This window comes from Shinella sp. M27 (assembly GCF_049199905.1).
In the GTDB taxonomy this organism is placed as follows: Bacteria; Pseudomonadota; Alphaproteobacteria; order Rhizobiales; family Rhizobiaceae; genus Shinella.
Map to the genome: position 1 here is coordinate 74,174 of NZ_JBLZPK010000034.1, position 14,969 is coordinate 89,142.

11 protein-coding genes are annotated in these 14,969 nt (G+C 63.3%); 5 read left to right on the forward strand and 6 right to left on the reverse strand.

Features of this window, described 5'->3' with window-relative positions:
* Positions 1-169 precede the first annotated feature (169 nt).
* On the forward strand, positions 170-2,698 hold the full coding sequence (locus tag ACOZK4_RS14340) for a ComEC/Rec2 family competence protein (protein WP_421592461.1): 2,529 nt from the start codon (positions 170-172) through the stop codon (positions 2,696-2,698).
* Between the two features lie 134 nt (positions 2,699-2,832).
* On the opposite strand, the gene lexA is transcribed toward ACOZK4_RS14340, so the two are convergent.
* The 6 genes from lexA to ACOZK4_RS14370 form a co-directional block, all read right to left on the reverse strand.
* The gene (gene lexA, locus ACOZK4_RS14345; protein WP_421592462.1) at positions 2,833-3,561 is read right to left on the reverse strand and encodes a transcriptional repressor LexA; all 729 of its coding nucleotides are present in this window, start codon (positions 3,559-3,561) and stop codon (positions 2,833-2,835) included.
* Positions 3,562-3,654: 93 nt separating this feature from the next.
* Positions 3,655-4,878 (reverse strand): gephyrin-like molybdotransferase Glp, encoded by a 1,224-nt coding sequence (gene glp / locus ACOZK4_RS14350; protein WP_421592463.1) that lies wholly within the window; start codon positions 4,876-4,878, stop codon positions 3,655-3,657.
* Entirely contained in the window at positions 4,878-5,372 is a 495-nt protein-coding gene (moaC, locus tag ACOZK4_RS14355) for a cyclic pyranopterin monophosphate synthase MoaC (RefSeq protein ID WP_421592550.1), read from the reverse strand. The genes glp and moaC overlap by 1 nt, the downstream gene beginning before the upstream one ends.
* Positions 5,372-6,187 carry an indole-3-glycerol phosphate synthase TrpC gene (gene trpC, locus ACOZK4_RS14360; RefSeq protein WP_421592464.1) on the reverse strand — a complete coding sequence of 272 codons (816 nt, stop codon included), beginning with the start codon at positions 6,185-6,187 and terminating at the stop codon, positions 5,372-5,374. Before trpC ends, moaC begins: the two co-directional genes overlap by 1 nt.
* Before the next feature lie 8 nt (positions 6,188-6,195).
* Positions 6,196-7,218, reverse strand: coding sequence for an anthranilate phosphoribosyltransferase (gene trpD, locus ACOZK4_RS14365; RefSeq protein ID WP_421592465.1), 1,023 nt, complete (start codon positions 7,216-7,218; stop codon positions 6,196-6,198).
* A gap of 15 nt (positions 7,219-7,233) precedes the next feature.
* Positions 7,234-9,123, reverse strand: a complete 1,890-nt coding sequence (locus ACOZK4_RS14370; protein ID WP_421592466.1) for a SurA N-terminal domain-containing protein — start codon at positions 9,121-9,123, stop codon at positions 7,234-7,236.
* A 280-nt stretch (positions 9,124-9,403) separates the two neighbouring features.
* On the opposite strand from ACOZK4_RS14370, the gene ACOZK4_RS14375 reads away from it, so the two are divergent.
* The 4 genes from ACOZK4_RS14375 to ACOZK4_RS14390 all read left to right on the forward strand — a co-directional run bounded on the left by ACOZK4_RS14375 (position 9,404) and on the right by ACOZK4_RS14390 (position 14,941).
* Positions 9,404-11,050 carry a Na/Pi cotransporter family protein gene (locus ACOZK4_RS14375; RefSeq protein ID WP_421592467.1) on the forward strand — a complete coding sequence of 549 codons (1,647 nt, stop codon included), beginning with the start codon at positions 9,404-9,406 and terminating at the stop codon, positions 11,048-11,050.
* A 70-nt stretch (positions 11,051-11,120) separates the two neighbouring features.
* A complete protein-coding gene (gene glmU / locus ACOZK4_RS14380; RefSeq protein WP_421592468.1) occupies positions 11,121-12,500 on the forward strand; it encodes a bifunctional UDP-N-acetylglucosamine diphosphorylase/glucosamine-1-phosphate N-acetyltransferase GlmU in 1,380 nt (459 codons plus the stop codon).
* 123 nt (positions 12,501-12,623) lie between these two features.
* Complete coding sequence (glmS, locus tag ACOZK4_RS14385; protein ID WP_421592469.1) at positions 12,624-14,450, forward strand: glutamine--fructose-6-phosphate transaminase (isomerizing); 1,827 nt, start codon at positions 12,624-12,626, stop codon at positions 14,448-14,450.
* On the forward strand, positions 14,447-14,941 hold the full coding sequence (locus ACOZK4_RS14390; protein WP_421592470.1) for a GNAT family N-acetyltransferase: 495 nt from the start codon (positions 14,447-14,449) through the stop codon (positions 14,939-14,941). The genes glmS and ACOZK4_RS14390 overlap by 4 nt, the downstream gene beginning before the upstream one ends.
* Positions 14,942-14,969 lie beyond the last annotated feature (28 nt).

A 14,969-nucleotide genomic window follows, 5' to 3' on the forward strand; every position in this document is an offset into this window, starting at 1 on the left:
GCAACGCAATATCTACCGTTTCGGTGAAGTTGCAAGCAACCTTTGAGAGTGCTCGCGCAATTGCGGAGGGCGCATCCTTTCTTGCTGACTTAGTATTTTTCGCGCCTACTGTTGATTGAGGATTTTTGTCGTCGATTGCATTATGGTGGCAGGAAAAGGGGCCGAGGCCATGGCCAAGGTGAAGGAGGCGGAGGGACGGGAAGCGCTGCGCGAGGCCGATGCCTGGCGGACGCTTTCTGATGTCTCTTCGCCACCGGCGGTGCTCGAGGATGGTACACGCCCGAAAGCGCCGCTAGCCACTCTGGGGCGGATCGAAGGCCGCCTTCGCCACGTCCTCCTGCCGTGGCGAGACGTGCACGCCGCCTTTGCGGAGGAGCGGGCACACGGCCATTTCTTTCTGTTCGTGCCGGTCTTCCTCGGCGCGGGAGCAGCACTCTGGTTTGCGGCTATCTCCGATCCCTCCGTTCTCGCCCTCCTTTTCATCGCTTTCATCACCTTCTGGCCTGCCTGGCGCCTGCGACACCGGGAAGACTGGCGAGCGCTTGCCGCAGGCGCTGCGTTTCTCGTGCCCATCGGCATGCTGCTGGCGGCCTTCGAAAGCGCCCGGCTCGACACCGTCCTGCTCGATGCGCCCGTGACCACCGAGATCACCGGCCGCGTGCTGTCGCGCGAAAGCGACGGGCGAGGTGCAATACGCTATCGCATTGCCCTTACGGCGACACGCGATCCCACCTTGAAACGTGCGCCTGATGTGGTGACGGTTCTCGCCCGCAACAGGCACGAACCGATCGCGATCGGCGACGGCATTGCCGGCCGCGCGCGGCTCAATCCGCCCTCCGGTCCCGCATTGACCGGGCTCAACGATTTTGCCTTCGACGCCTATTTCGCCGGCACCGGGGCGGTCGGCTATTTCTACAAGGCGCCCGAACGGGTTGCAGCGGCGCCGGCCGGTCTGGAGGAGCGGATCCGGAAGGAAATCGCGACGTGGCGCAACAATCTGACCGAGCATATCCGTAGCCGGATCGATGGTGATGCCGGCGCGATCGCCGCCGCCTTGGTGACGGCCGAACAGCGTGCGATCAGCCCGGAAACGGTGGAGGCGTTGCGGCAGGCGGGGCTTGCCCATGTGCTGGCGATTTCCGGGCTGAACATGGTGCTTGCGGCCGGCACATTTCTTGTCGGCGCACGCATGCTGATGGCACTGATCCCCGGCTTTGCCGAGCGATATCCGGCAAAGAAAATCGCCGCCGTCGGGGCGCTCGTCATGGTGACGCTCTATATACTCGTGTCGGGTGGGGCACTTTCGGCGGTGCGTTCGTGGATCATGATCTGTGTCATGCTCGTCGCCGTGCTGTTCGGACGGTCGGCGATCAGCTTGCGCAACGTCGCCCTTTCGGCCATCCTCATCCTAGTGGTCACGCCCTCGGCCATCACCAATCCCGGTTTCCAGATGTCCTATGCCGCAACGCTGGGGCTGGTCGCCGGTTATGCGGCATGGCGCGAGCGACCGGTGAAACGGGAGGGCCGGGGCGGCGTGTTGCCGGCTGCCGGCGGTTTGACCGGCCGCTTCCTCGGCGGATTGGTGCTCTCCTCGCTGATCGGCGGTTTTTCGACGCTGATCTATTCGATCCACCACTTCAACCGGATTCCGGCCTACGGGTTGGCGGGCAACCTCCTCACCATGCCCGCCATCAGCGCCATCGTCATGCCCTTCGGCCTTGTCGCCGTGCTGCTGATGCCCTTCGGACTGGATGCCGTCCCTTTCGCCATCATGGGCAAGGGGATCGAGTGGATGATCACCCTGTCCAACTGGGTGGCCAGCTGGAAAGGCGAGATCGTCACCGGCCGCATTCCGCCTGCCGCCTTCCTGCTGATCGGCTTCGGCGGCGGGCTCGTCTGCATCCTGCGCACACACCTTCGCCATGCCGGTACATTGCTCGTGCTGATCGGCGTTGCCATCGCATTCTGGCCAGGTGATCCCGTAAGGCCCGAGGTCCTGATCTCGGAGGACGGTCGCCTCGTTGCTATCCTGCGCGACGATGGCGTTGCAACGAACCGTGCCCGTCCGCCGGATTTCGTCTACGCGCAATGGCGCCGGGCCTTGCGGCTGGGCGACGTCGTCAAGCCGACGATGAGAAAGTCCGCCGGTTTGACAGTTGAAGAGGAAGCTACCGCAGTCGAAACCGCGAAAAAGCGAAAATCGTCACGCCACCGGGTAAACCGCGAAAAGGCGAAAGCGGCCATGGCGTCTGCGTTCTACGCGGCAGCAAGCCAGGCGGGTTTCATCTGCGAGACGAAGGCTTTCTGCGTGGCTGTTTCATCAAACGAATGGCGCATCGTCACGCTTGACGACGTCGCATTTCTTGGCACGGCCTGCGACGCCGCAGACCTCGTCGTCACGCAGGCGCCGCTTCGGATCGCTGCGTGCCGCTCCGGCGCAAGGCTCATCACCGCTCGTCATCTACGGCGAACCGGCGCCCTGGAAATCATCCCCGGCGAAGAGGAAAATGCACCGTTGATACTGGAAGCCAGCATAATACCAGCTATCGAAACGCTGGATCGCCCGTGGTCGCGCCATCGGACTTATGATTGGCGAACCGGAACGTATACGAGTGGCAACGCAGAGGGAGAACGCCCTCAACGCGACACTCAAGGCGAAATCAATGAAACCGACGCAGCCATTTCGAGCGACTTCTGAATTGAGCAGCTGAGTTGGCCGGCAGCATAAACCATTTCCTGAACCAAAAGCTCCCGCACCTTCACCTCGAAGGCCGCACAGTCCATGAAAGCCAATGTCCTGGGGGCACGTACGAAGTCTCGAGTTTGGCCTGGTTAGTTGTAGCGCCGAATAAGGCCCACAAGCTTGCCCTGGATTTTGACGCGATCCGGACCGAAGATGCGGGTTTCATAAGCAGGGTTTGCGGCTTCCAGCGCAATCGACGCACCCTTGCGGCGGAAGCGCTTCAGCGTGGCTTCTTCATCGTCGACGAGGGCTACGATGATTTCGCCGGGATTGGCACTGCTGGTATCGCGAATGATGACCGTGTCGCCATCGAAGATGCCGGCTTCGATCATCGAATCGCCCTTTACCTCGAGCGCATAGTGCTCGCCGACGCCGATCATTTCGGCCGGGACAGTGATATCATGCGTGTTGTTCTGGATGGCGGAGATCGGCACGCCGGCGGCAATGCGGCCCATGACGGGTACGGAGACCGAGGAGGGCATGACATCCGACTGCGGTGTTGCGACACGCTGGGAGGGCGCCGGCGCCATCGGTTGTTTGCCGCGGCTGCCTTCGACGACGGTGGGTGAGAACCCACGGCGGGGCTGCTGGCTCGGCGAATAGGCCTCGGGAAGCTTGATGACTTCCAGTGCCCGCGCCCGGTTCGGCAGGCGGCGGATGAAGCCGCGCTCTTCAAGCGCCGTGATGAGGCGATGGATGCCGGATTTGGAGGCCAGATCCAGGGCATCCTTCATCTCGTCGAAAGACGGCGGAATACCGGATTCCTTCATACGCTCATGAATGAACAGGAGCAGTTCCTGTTGTTTGCGCGTCAGCATGGTCTCTCCACCGAGAATCGTGAAACAAATCCAGAACAGACACTATATGTTCCATATGTGTTCCGCAAGGGGCTGCTGAAACAATAATACAGTTCAGAGGGTTGGCTGGCGTACCAGAAGCACGTCGCAGGGCGAGCCGGCTTCGATGGCGGGCGCGTTCGGCGGGCGGATGAGCAGGCCTTCGGATTCGGCGAAGATCCGCATCATCGAGGAATCTTGTTTGTCGAAGGGTGTCACGCGAAGCTCTCCATCCGGACCGCGGGTAATACGCGCGCGAACATAGTCCTGCCGGTGGTCGTTTTCCTTGATCGGCACGGCGGTGACGGCCTTGTAAACGCGGTCATTCGCCGGCAGGCGGGCGAGGCGGCGCGTCAGCGGCTCCAGGAAAAGCAGCGCGCAGACGAGGCTGGAGACGGGATTGCCCGGCAGGCCGACGATCTGGATATCGCCAAGGCGGCCGACCATCAGCGGTTTTCCGGGACGCATGGCGATGCGCCAGAAATCGAGTTCCATGCCGGCTTCGCCGAGCACCGGCTGCACGAGATCGAAATCGCCGACCGAGGCGCCGCCGAGTGTGACGAGCACGTCGATATCCAAGGCAAGTGCCCTCTGCACGGCCTCGAGGATCGCCTTTTTGTCGTCGCCGACAATGCCGAGGTCGATGATCTCGGCACCGGAAGCGCGCGCGATGGCGGAGACGCCGTAGGTGTTGGAGGCGATGATCTGGCTGGCGCCGGGCGGCGTGCCGGGCGTGACGAGTTCGTCGCCGGTGGCGAGCACGGCGATGCGGGGGCGGGCGTAGACCGTGAGCTCGGCGTGGTTCATCGCGGCGGCGACGGTGAGGCGGCCGGAATCGAGCACGTCGCCGGCCTTGAGCAGGACGTCGCCTTCCGAAAAATCCTGGCCGCGCGGGCGGATATGGCGGCCCTTGGGCGTCATGAAGGTGGTGCGGACGCGGCCATCGTCCAGCTTTTCGGCGTCTTCCTGCAGCAATACCGTATCGGCGAAGGCAGGCAGCGGCGCGCCGGTGAAGATGCGCACGGCATCGCCGGGGCCGGCTGTTCCTTCGAAGGCGTGACCGGCCGCCGAGGTGCCGACGACCTTGAGGATCGATCCGAGCGCGGCGATATCGGCATGGCGAACGGCGTAGCCGTCCATGGCGGAATTGTCGAAGGGCGGCTGGGTGAGGCGGGCGGCGACGTCTTCTGCCAGCACGCGGCCTCCCGCGTCATGGAGCGAAACCGTTTCCGTCCGTTGCGTGGGCTTGGCCGCGGAAAGCAGGCGGTCGAGGGCGTCGGCAACGGGAAGAAGGGACATCAGGGATCTCTGCGTTTGTAATCACCGGAGCGGCCGCCGGATTTTTCGGCAAGGCGCACGCCGCCGATCTCCATTTCGCGGTCGGCCGCCTTGGCCATGTCGTAGATCGTGAGGCACGCGACACTGACGGCGGTCAGCGCCTCCATCTCGACGCCGGTGCGGCCGGTGAGCTTCGCCATCGCTTCGATCCGCAGACCGGGCAGGGCATGGTCCTCGCGGATATCGACCGTCACCTTGGTCAGCATCAAGGGATGGCAGAGCGGGATGAGATTGGACGTCTGCTTGGCGGCCATGATGCCGGCCAGTCGTGCCGTACCGATGACGTCGCCCTTCTTGGCGTCGCCCTTGAGGATCAGGTCGAGCGTTTCCGGCGCCATGCGGATGAAACCTTCGGCCACGGCAATGCGCACGGTCTCGGCCTTGTCGCCGACATCGACCATGTGCGCTTCGCCGGAGGCGCCGATATGGGTGAGCGTGCGGCCGTTCTCGGCCATCATTCCGCTGCCAGCATGCCGGCGGAGCCGGTCAGCAGTTCGCGCGTGGCGCCCGTCACGTCGTCCTTGCGCATCAGGCTTTCGCCGACGAGGAAGGTGGAGATGCCGACCTTGCCGAGGCGCGTACAATCGGCATGGGTGAAGATGCCGCTTTCGCCGACGAGCAGACGATCCTCCGGCACCATGCCGGCGAGCTTTTCGGAGACGGCGAGATCGACTTCGAAGGTGCGCAGGTTGCGGTTGTTGATGCCGACGAGCTTGGACTTGAGCTTCAGCGCCCGCTCCATCTCTTCTTCGTCATGCACCTCGATCAGCACGTCCATGCCGAGCGAAAAGGCGGCGTCTTCCAGCATCTTGGCCGTGTCGTCGCTGAGCGAAGCCATGATGAGCAGGATGCAATCCGCACCCCAGGCGCGGGCTTCCAGCATCTGGTAGCTGTCGAACATGAAATCCTTGCGCAAGGCCGGAAGCGCGCAGGCCTCGCGGGCGGCGGCCAGGAATTCGGGCGCGCCTTGAAAACTCGGCGTGTCCGTGAGCACGGAGAGGCAGGCGGCACCACCGGCCTCATAGGCCTTGGCAAGGGCCGGCGGATCGAAATCCGGGCGGATCAGCCCCTTGGAAGGGCTCGCCTTCTTAATTTCGGCGATCAGGCCGAACTGGCCCTGCGCTTGTCTGTCCTTGAGGCTGGCGAAGAAGCCGCGCGGCGGCTCCTGATCGCGGATACGGGCACGCAGTTCAGCCGGCGCGACGCTGGCCTTTGCGGCGGCGATCTCTTCGAGCTTGTAGGCTTCGATCTTCTTCAGGATATCGGTCATGGCCAATCCTACTCCGCCGCGCCTTCGTTGGAAACCGCAACGAGGCGTTCCAGCACGGTGCGGGCACGGCCGCTTTCGAGCGATTCGGTTGCGAGCTTCATGCCGTCCTTCAGCGTCTCCACCTTGCCGGCAACGACAAGCGACGCCGCAGCGTTGGCCAGCGAGATGTCACGATAGGGCATATGTGCGCCGTCGAGCACGGAGAGCAGGGTGGCTGCATTGTGCGCACCGTCCCCGCCGCGCAGATCGTCGAGCACCACCTGCGGCAGGCCGAAATCCGCGGGCGTCAACTCAAAGGTGCGGATCTTGCCGTCTTCAAGCGCGGCGACCTGCGTCGTGCCCGTCGTGGTGATCTCGTCGAGGCCTTCGCCATGCACCACCCAGATGCTTTCCGAGCCGAGATCGCGCATCACTTCGGCGATCGGCACCAGCCAGTGCGGCGAGAAGACGCCGAGCAGCTGGCGCTTGACGCCGCCGGGGTTGGACAGAGGCCCAAGCAGGTTGAAGATCGTGCGCGTGCCGAGTTCGACGCGCGACGGGCCGACATGCTTCATAGCGGAGTGGTGCAGCTGCGCGAACATGAAGCCGAGGCCGGCATCGTGCACGCAGCGGGCGATTTCGGCCGGGCCGATATCGAGCTTCACGCCGAGGCAGGAGAGGGCATCCGCGGTGCCGGATTTCGAGCTCAGCGCGCGGTTACCGTGCTTGGCGACCGGAACGCCGGCACCCGCGACGATGATCGCTGCGAGCGTCGAGATGTTGTAGGTGCCCGCACCGTCACCACCCGTGCCGACGATATCCATGGCATCGGCGGGGACGCTGACCGGCAGCATGCGGGCGCGCATGGAGCCGACGGCGCCGTAGATCTCGTCCACGGTCTCGCCGCGCACGCGCAGCGCCATCAGGAAACCGCCGATCTGCGAGGGGGTGGCGGCACCCGACATGATGATCTCGAAGGCGCCGCGGGCTTCCTCGCGGTCCAGCGCATTGCCGGCGGCGACCTTGGCGATAAAGGGTTTCAGGTCGGACATGCGGCTCCCGTCTCCCTATCGCGTCATGTTCTGCTCGGCGAGCGTGCGGTTGATCGAGACGCCGTAGGACGTCTGGAGCGCGCTCACCATCTGGTCGAGGATGTCGTCGCCGCTGGCGCGGGCGACGGCTTCGATCTGCTGCTCGTCGTTGGACAGCGCGTCGGTCGTCGCATCCGCATTGACTTCCGTCACCTTCAGCAGGATCTGGCCTTCGCCATCCGTGCCGGGCGTGTTGGCGACGGTGCCGACCGGGCCGGAAAACGCCGAGGCAATGGTCGCCGGGCTGAGGATCGCATCCTGCGCGCCGCGGTGCAGGCCCGTCTTGTTTTCGACGGTCAGGCCCAACTCGCTGGCGATGGCGGCGAGATCCTCGCCCTTGCGTACGCGCTCGGCCAGTTCGCCGGCCTTCTTGGCAAGCGCTTGGCGCTGCTGCTCGGCCGTCCAGTCGGCGGCGACGCGCTCGCGCACTTCGTCGAGCGTGCGGTCGCGATCCGGAACCACGTCGAGCACTTCGAACCAGGCATAGCCTTCGCGACCGACATTGATCGGCTGGGTCTCTGTGCCGACATCGGTCTTGAAGACTTCGCCAAGCAGGGCGGCCTTTTCCGGAAGCGCTGCGATCTCGTCGCCCTTCTGGTCGTTGCCCTGCGCGTCGGCAGCATCGACCGTCACGGCCTTGAGGTTGTTCTTGGCGGCGGCCTCGGCCAGCGTCAGGCCTTCGGCGCGGCTGTCCTCGATGCGGTCGTGCACGGCGAGAATACCGTCGGCGGCTTCGGAAAGCGCAAGCTCGTTGCGCAGTTCTTCCTTGACCTCGTCATAGGTCTTGGTGGTTTCCGGACGGATATTGGTGACGCGCAGGATGATCGGGCCGAAGGTGCCGTCGATGACGGGCGTCGTGCCGCCGTTTGCCGCAATGGCGAAGGCCGGCTCGGCAAGCTTCTGGTCGGGAACGTTCGCCTGCGTGAAATCGCCCAGCAGCACGTCAGCTGCGGTCTTGCCCTCTTCGGTCACCAGCGCGTCGAAGGTCGTGCCGGCGGCGAGCTTGGCGGCGGCGGCATCGGCGGCGGCGCGGTCCTTGAAGGTCAGCTGCTCGATCGTGCGCGTGGCCGGCATGCGGTACTTGTCCTTGATGCGCTCGTATTCGGCCTTCACCATATCCTCGGTGATGGCGGCGGTGTCGACGAGATCCTTCGGTTCCAGCGCGACATAGACGAATTTGCGGTACTCAGGCGCGCGGTACTTCGCCTTGTTCTGTTCGAACCAGGGCGCCAGCACGTCGTCACCCGGCGTCTTGATCGGGTCGATATTGGCGTTGCTCAAGAGCAGGAAATCGATGGTGCGGGATTCGTTGCGATACTGGCGCAGCGCGGTGGTCAGCGTTTCCGGCGCCTTGTAGCCGTCGGACACCGCTTCGACGATTTGCGTGCGCACGGCGACCTGGCTGCGGTTGTTGATGTAGTCGTTCTCGCGCAGGCCGGCATTGCGCAGCACGGCGGAGAAGGCGGTGCGGTCGAACTGGCCGTTGACGCCCTTGAAGGCCGGATCGTCGGCGATCAGCTGCGCAAGGCGGCCTTCGGAGAGGCCGAGGTTCATGTCGCGCGACAGCTGATCGAGCGCGGCACCCGCGACGAGTTCGGCAAAGACCTGATTTTCGACGCCGAAGGCGCGAGCCTGCTCGGCATTGAGACGCGTGCCGAAGCGCTGCGACAGCGTCGCGACCTGGCGCTCATAGGCGAGGCGGAAATCCGTCGGGGATACGCTGACATCGCCGACTGTGACGACGGAATTCGATGCGCCCGTCACCAGCGAACTCGAAACACCCCAGATCGCAAAGGAACCGACCAATACGATCATCAGGGCTTTTGCCACCCAGGTCTGGGCGGCGCTTCTCAGGGCTTCGAGCATCGTCTACATTTCCTCAATATCGGCGGCCATGCGGCCGGAGTTCGTCTCTTATCGGAAAGTTTGCGCGAATTGAAGTGCGCAGACCGCCTTGATGCTACGGGAAAATCACGCCCGGCGCTGATCGGATATCGCATGCCGATTTTGTTCGTCGGCGAAACAAATTTTTTTGAAATTATTGACGTATTCCTGTCACAATACCCTATCGGTACGGCGTGGAACGTGATCCGATACGGGGTGAGGCGGGTTTGAGTCCCTTCCGAGGGACAGGAGGAATATTACGGTGGAATCGACTGTTGTCATGATCAACCTGTTCGGCGCGGTCGCGCTGCTCCTGTTCGGCCTCGCACAGGTGAAGGATGGCATGACGCGGGCCTTCGGCGTGAAACTGCGCTCCGGGCTGGCACTCGGCACGCGCGGGCCGTTCCGTTCCTTCTTCGCCGGCTTCGTCGCGACCATCGCCCTGCAAAGCTCCACCGCCACGGCGCTGATGGTGTCCTCCTTCGTCGAGCGCAATCTGGTGCGAGCCCGCATGGCGCAGATCGTGCTGCTCGGCGCCAATGTTGGCACGGCAGTCACGGCGTGGCTTGTCGCCACGGGCATCGAATCGGTCTCGCCGCTGATCATCCTCGTCGGTGTCGTGCTCTACAAATCGAGCAGTTCCACCGCGCGGCAGGGCCTTGGTTCCGCGCTCGTCGGCATCGGCCTCATGCTTCTGTCGCTGCACCTGCTCAGCCTGGCGACGGAGCCGATGCGCCAATCGCCGGCGCTCGCCGCCTTCCTGAAGCTGCTCGATGGCGCCTGGCCGGTCGCGCTCGCTTTCTCGACGGTGCTCGCCATCATTTCTTCCTCCAGCCTCGCGGTGGTCGTGCTGATCCTGTCGCTGACGGCGATGGGCATCCTGTCGCCGGCTCTGACCGTCATCCTCGTGCTCGGCGCCAATCTCGGCGGCGCGGTTCCGCCCGTCATCGCGACGTTGAAATCGACCGCTTCGGCGCGTCGCGTCACGCTCGGCAACCTTTTGGTGCGCGGTGTGGGATGCCTCGTCGTCCTGCCCTTTGCCGGCCAGGTCGCAGCGCTCCTTGCAACCTTGCCCATTCCCGCCTCAAAACTGCCCGTCGACGTGCACCTTGCCTTCAATGTGGTGGTCGCGCTGGTGCTTTTCCCGCTCTCCGGTCTCTTGTCGCGGCTCATGGAAAAACTCATTCCCGAAGAGAAGCAGCCGGAGACCGGACCGAAATATCTCGACGATACCGCGCTTTCGAGCCCGGTCGTGGCGCTCTCCGGTGCGACGCGCGAGGTGCTACGCGTCGGTGATCTCATCGAATCCATGCTGATCCGCACCATGCGCGCCTTCAACGACAACAACCTCGCGCCGATGAAGGATATCGGCGAGCTGGAGCGCCAGGTCGATGCCCTTCAGCAAGAAGTGAAGATCTACCTTTCCCGTCTCGGCCGCCAGGGTGTGACCGGCGAATGCGCGGCGCGCTCTATCGTCATCATCGATTATGCCATCAATCTCGAACATGTCGGCGACATCATCGAGAAAGGCCTGCAGGAGCAGGTGCGCAAGAAGATCGCCAACGGCCTGAAATTCTCCGAGGACGGCTACAAGGAACTCGCCAACCTCTTCAACCTGACGATCGAGAACCTGCGCATTGCGCAAACGATCTTCGTCACGCGCGACGCCGGCCTTGCCCGTCAGTTGATGGAGGTGAAGGTCGATGTGCGGCGCATGGAGAAACAATCGTCCGAGCGGCATCTGGAGCGCCTGCGCGACGGCCGCCTCGACAGCCTCCAGACGAGCTCGCTGCATCTCGACATGCTGCGCGACCTCAAGCGCGTCAATGCCCACCTCGTCTCCGTCGCCTATCCGATCCTCGACGAAAACGGCCTCCTCACCGAAAGCCGCCTGCGCAGCGCCAAGTAAGAAATCCCTTTGTCTTCCCTGCGGTGATCTTGCTAAGAAACGCCGTCAATTCGGATGAACGAGGGATTCCATGACTGCTGACCGGACGAAACGCACCTGCCTGGCCGTTATCCTGGCTGCCGGCGAAAGCACGCGCATGAAGTCCGCGCAGTCGAAGGTGCTGCATCCCGTCGCTAACCGGCCAATGATTGCCCATGTGGTCGAAGCGCTGGCAAAGGCGGGCATTTCCGATATTGCGCTGGTGCTCGGCCGCGATGCGGACAAGGTCGAAGCCGCTGCGAAGAACGCCGCCATCCAAAGCTCCGTCCATCTCCAGACCGAGCGTCTCGGTACCGCGCATGCCGTGCTGGCCGCCCGTAACGCGATCGCCAAGGGCTATGACGACGTGCTCATCGTCTTCGGCGATACGCCGCTCATCACCGAAGCACCGCTAATCGCCGCCCGCGAGGGGCTTGCTGCCGGCGCCGATGTTGTGGTCATCGGCTTCCGCACCGCCGACCCGACGGGCTATGGCCGCCTTCTGGTCGAGAATGGCGAGCTTTTGGCGATCCGCGAGCACAAGGATGCCAGCGAAGCCGAACGCGCCATCACCTATTGCAACGGCGGCCTGATGGCCATCGACGGCCGCAAGGCGCTCGGGCTGATCGACCGCATCGGCAACAACAATGCCAAGGGCGAATATTACCTGACCGACATCGTCGAGGTCGTCAGGGCCGACGGCGGACGCGCGATCGCCGTCGAGGCGCCCGAGGAAGAGCTGACCGGCTGCAACACCCGCGCCGAACTCGCCGTCATCGAACGCCTCTGGCAGCAGCGCCGCCGGCATCAGATGATGATCGACGGTGTCTCGATGATCGCCCCGGAGACTGTCTTCCTGTCCTTTGATACGCAGATTGCCCGCGACGTGACCATCGAGCCGAATGTCGTCTTCGGCCCCGGCGTCACTGTTGAAAGCGGCGCCGTCATCCATTCCTTCTCGCATATCGAGGGTGCGCAGGTCGGTGCCAATGCCGAAATCGGACCCTATGCGCGTCTGCGCCCCGGTGCAAAACTTGGCGAAGGCTCCAAGGTCGGCAATTTCACCGAAGTGAAGAAGGCGGAAATCGGTGCCGGCGCCAAGGTCAACCATCTGAGCTACATAGGTGATGCCTTCATCGGCGCCCACACCAATGTCGGCGCGGGCACCATCACCTGCAACTATGATGGCATTAACAAGCATATCACCCGTATTGGTGCCGATGCTTTCATCGGCTCCAATACGTCGCTCGTTGCGCCTGTGACCGTCGGCAACGGCGCCTATATCGCCTCCGGCAGCGTTATCACCGTGGACGTGCCGGATGATGCCGTCGCCTTCGGCCGCGCGCGCCAGGAAAACAAGGAAGGCCGTGCCGTGCTGATCCGTGAGCGCAACCGAGCGATCAAGGATGCGAAAAAGAAGTCCGCGCTGTAAAATCGCGGTGGGCGCGCCCACATTAACGCATGCAATCGAAAGTGAGTTCAGTGTTGTTGCACTGCCATAAAAACACTCTACGAAGGAGTGCAATCGAAGCCTTTCGAATGAAGGAAGCAACCTATGTGCGGAATTGTCGGTATCGTTGGAAACCAGCCCGTTGCTGGCAGACTTGTCGATGCCTTGAAGCGCCTCGAATATCGGGGCTATGATTCCGCCGGTGTTGCCACGATAAACCAGGGTAAACTCGCGCGTCGCCGTGCCGAAGGCAAGTTGTTCAACCTTGAGAAGCGTCTTTCCGAAGAACCGCTTGCAGGCACGATCGGCATTGCGCACACCCGCTGGGCAACCCACGGCGCTCCCACGGAAGGCAATGCCCATCCGCACTTCGTCGACGGCGTTGCCGTCGTGCACAACGGAATCATCGAGAACTTTTCGGAACTGAAAGATGAGCTTGCCGCTGCCGGCGCAACCTTCACCACCCAGACCGATACCGAAGTCGTTGCGCAACTGATCGCGAAACTCCGCCGCGACGGCCTTGGGCGTCGTGAAGCCATGCATGCCATGCTGCGCCGCGTCACCGGCGCCTATGCGCTCGCCGTAATCTTCGAGGACGATCCGTCGACCATCATGGCCGCCCGCAACGGCCCGCCGCTCGCCATCGGTCACGGCAAGGGCGAGATGTTCCTGGGGTCCGATGCTATCGCGCTCGCTCCCTTCACCAATGAGATTACCTATCTCGTCGATGGCGATTGGGCGATCCTTGGCCGCGACGGCGCCCATGTCTTCAACCTCGACGGCAACCCGGTGGAACGCCCCAGGCAGATTTCGTCCGCTGCCGCCTATCTCGTCGACAAGGGCAATCACCGCCACTTCATGGAAAAGGAAATCCATGAGCAGCCGGAGGCGATTTCCCACGCGCTCAGCCATTATGTCGATTTCCTCTCGCACACCGTGCGCCCGACGGCTGTCGATATCGACTTTGCCAGGACGCCGAGCCTTGCGATTTCCGCCTGCGGCACGGCCTATCTTGCCGGCCTCGTCGGCAAATACTGGTTCGAGCGTTATGCCCGCCTGCCGGTCGAGATCGATGTCGCATCGGAGTTCCGCTATCGCGAGATCCCGCTCAACCCGGCATCGGCAGCCCTCTTCATCTCGCAATCCGGCGAGACCGCCGATACGCTGGCGTCGCTGCGCTATTGCAAGGAGCACGGCCTGAAGATCGGCGCCGTGGTCAATACGAAGGAATCGACGATTGCGCGGGAATCCGACGTGGTCTTCCCGATCCTCGCCGGCCCGGAAATCGGTGTCGCCTCGACGAAGGCCTTCACCTGCCAGCTGACCGTTCTGGCAGCCCTTGCCGTCGGCGCCGGCCGTGCGCGCGGCACGATCAGCGAAGCGGACGAAAAGGAGCTGGTGCGCCATCTCGCCGAGATGCCGCGCATCATGGCGAGCGTTCTCAACACCATCCAGCCGTCGATCGAGCAGCTGTCGCGCGATCTCTCCAAGTGCAAGGATGTGCTCTATCTCGGCCGCGGCACCAGCTATCCGCTGGCCATGGAAGGCGCGCTGAAGCTCAAGGAAATCTCCTATATCCACGCCGAGGGCTATGCCGCCGGCGAGCTGAAGCATGGCCCGATCGCGCTGATCGATGAGAACATGCCGGTCATCGTCATCGCGCCGCATGACCGCTTCTTCGAAAAGACCGTGTCGAACATGCAGGAAGTTGCGGCCCGCGGCGGCCGGATCATCTTCATCACCGATGCGAAGGGTGCTGCCGCCTCGAAGCTGGAGACCATGGCGACGATCATCCTGCCCGAGGTCAACGAGATCGTCGCGCCGATGATCTATTCGCTGCCGATCCAGCTGCTCGCCTATCATACGGCCGTTTTCATGGGCACCGACGTCGACCAGCCGCGCAACCTCGCAAAGTCGGTGACGGTGGAATGATCCTGCGGCCCGAGCGCCAAGGCGATATCGATGCGATCCGCACACTGACGGAAACGGCCTTCAAAACCGCGCCGCATGCTGACGGCACCGAGCATCTGATCATCGATCGCCTGCGTGCGGCCGGGGCGCTGACCCTTTCGCTGGTGGCGGAGGCCGATGGCCGAGTCGTCGGCCACGTCGCCTTTTCCCCGGTCTCGCTTTCCGATGACAGTGCGGACTGGTACGGCCTCGGGCCGATCTCGGTCGATCCGGCGCATCAGGGCGAGGGTATCGGTGGCATGCTCATCCATGAAGGGCTGGAGCGGCTAAAGGCGCTCGGCGCGGCTGGATGCGTGCTTTTGGGCGATCCGGCCTACTACAGCCGCTTCGGCTTTGTGTCGGATCCCAAACTGACGCTGGACGGCGTGCCCCCGGAGTATTTCATGCATGTGGCGTTTTCTCCGGTTTACGGCGGAGGAACCGTTTCCTATCATCCGGGTTTCTACGGCTGAGCGACCTCCCACGCTCGCCCAAGCTGGA

What these genes read in the sequence shown, in the direction of transcription:
- trpC (WP_421592464.1), bottom strand. Translation starts at nt 6,187, where the DNA reads ATGACCGATATCCTGAAGAAGATCGAAGCCTACAAGCTCGAAGAGATC.
- ACOZK4_RS14370 (WP_421592466.1), bottom strand. Translation starts at nt 9,123, where the DNA reads ATGCTCGAAGCCCTGAGAAGCGCCGCCCAGACCTGGGTGGCAAAAGCC.
- ACOZK4_RS14340 (WP_421592461.1), top strand. Translation starts at nt 170, where the DNA reads ATGGCCAAGGTGAAGGAGGCGGAGGGACGGGAAGCGCTGCGCGAGGCC.
- glmU (WP_421592468.1), top strand. Translation starts at nt 11,121, where the DNA reads ATGACTGCTGACCGGACGAAACGCACCTGCCTGGCCGTTATCCTGGCT.
- moaC (WP_421592550.1), bottom strand. Translation starts at nt 5,372, where the DNA reads ATGGCCGAGAACGGCCGCACGCTCACCCATATCGGCGCCTCCGGCGAA.
- lexA (WP_421592462.1), bottom strand. Translation starts at nt 3,561, where the DNA reads ATGCTGACGCGCAAACAACAGGAACTGCTCCTGTTCATTCATGAGCGT.
- trpD (WP_421592465.1), bottom strand. Translation starts at nt 7,218, where the DNA reads ATGTCCGACCTGAAACCCTTTATCGCCAAGGTCGCCGCCGGCAATGCG.
- glp (WP_421592463.1), bottom strand. Translation starts at nt 4,878, where the DNA reads ATGTCCCTTCTTCCCGTTGCCGACGCCCTCGACCGCCTGCTTTCCGCG.
- glmS (WP_421592469.1), top strand. Translation starts at nt 12,624, where the DNA reads ATGTGCGGAATTGTCGGTATCGTTGGAAACCAGCCCGTTGCTGGCAGA.
- ACOZK4_RS14390 (WP_421592470.1), top strand. Translation starts at nt 14,447, where the DNA reads ATGATCCTGCGGCCCGAGCGCCAAGGCGATATCGATGCGATCCGCACA.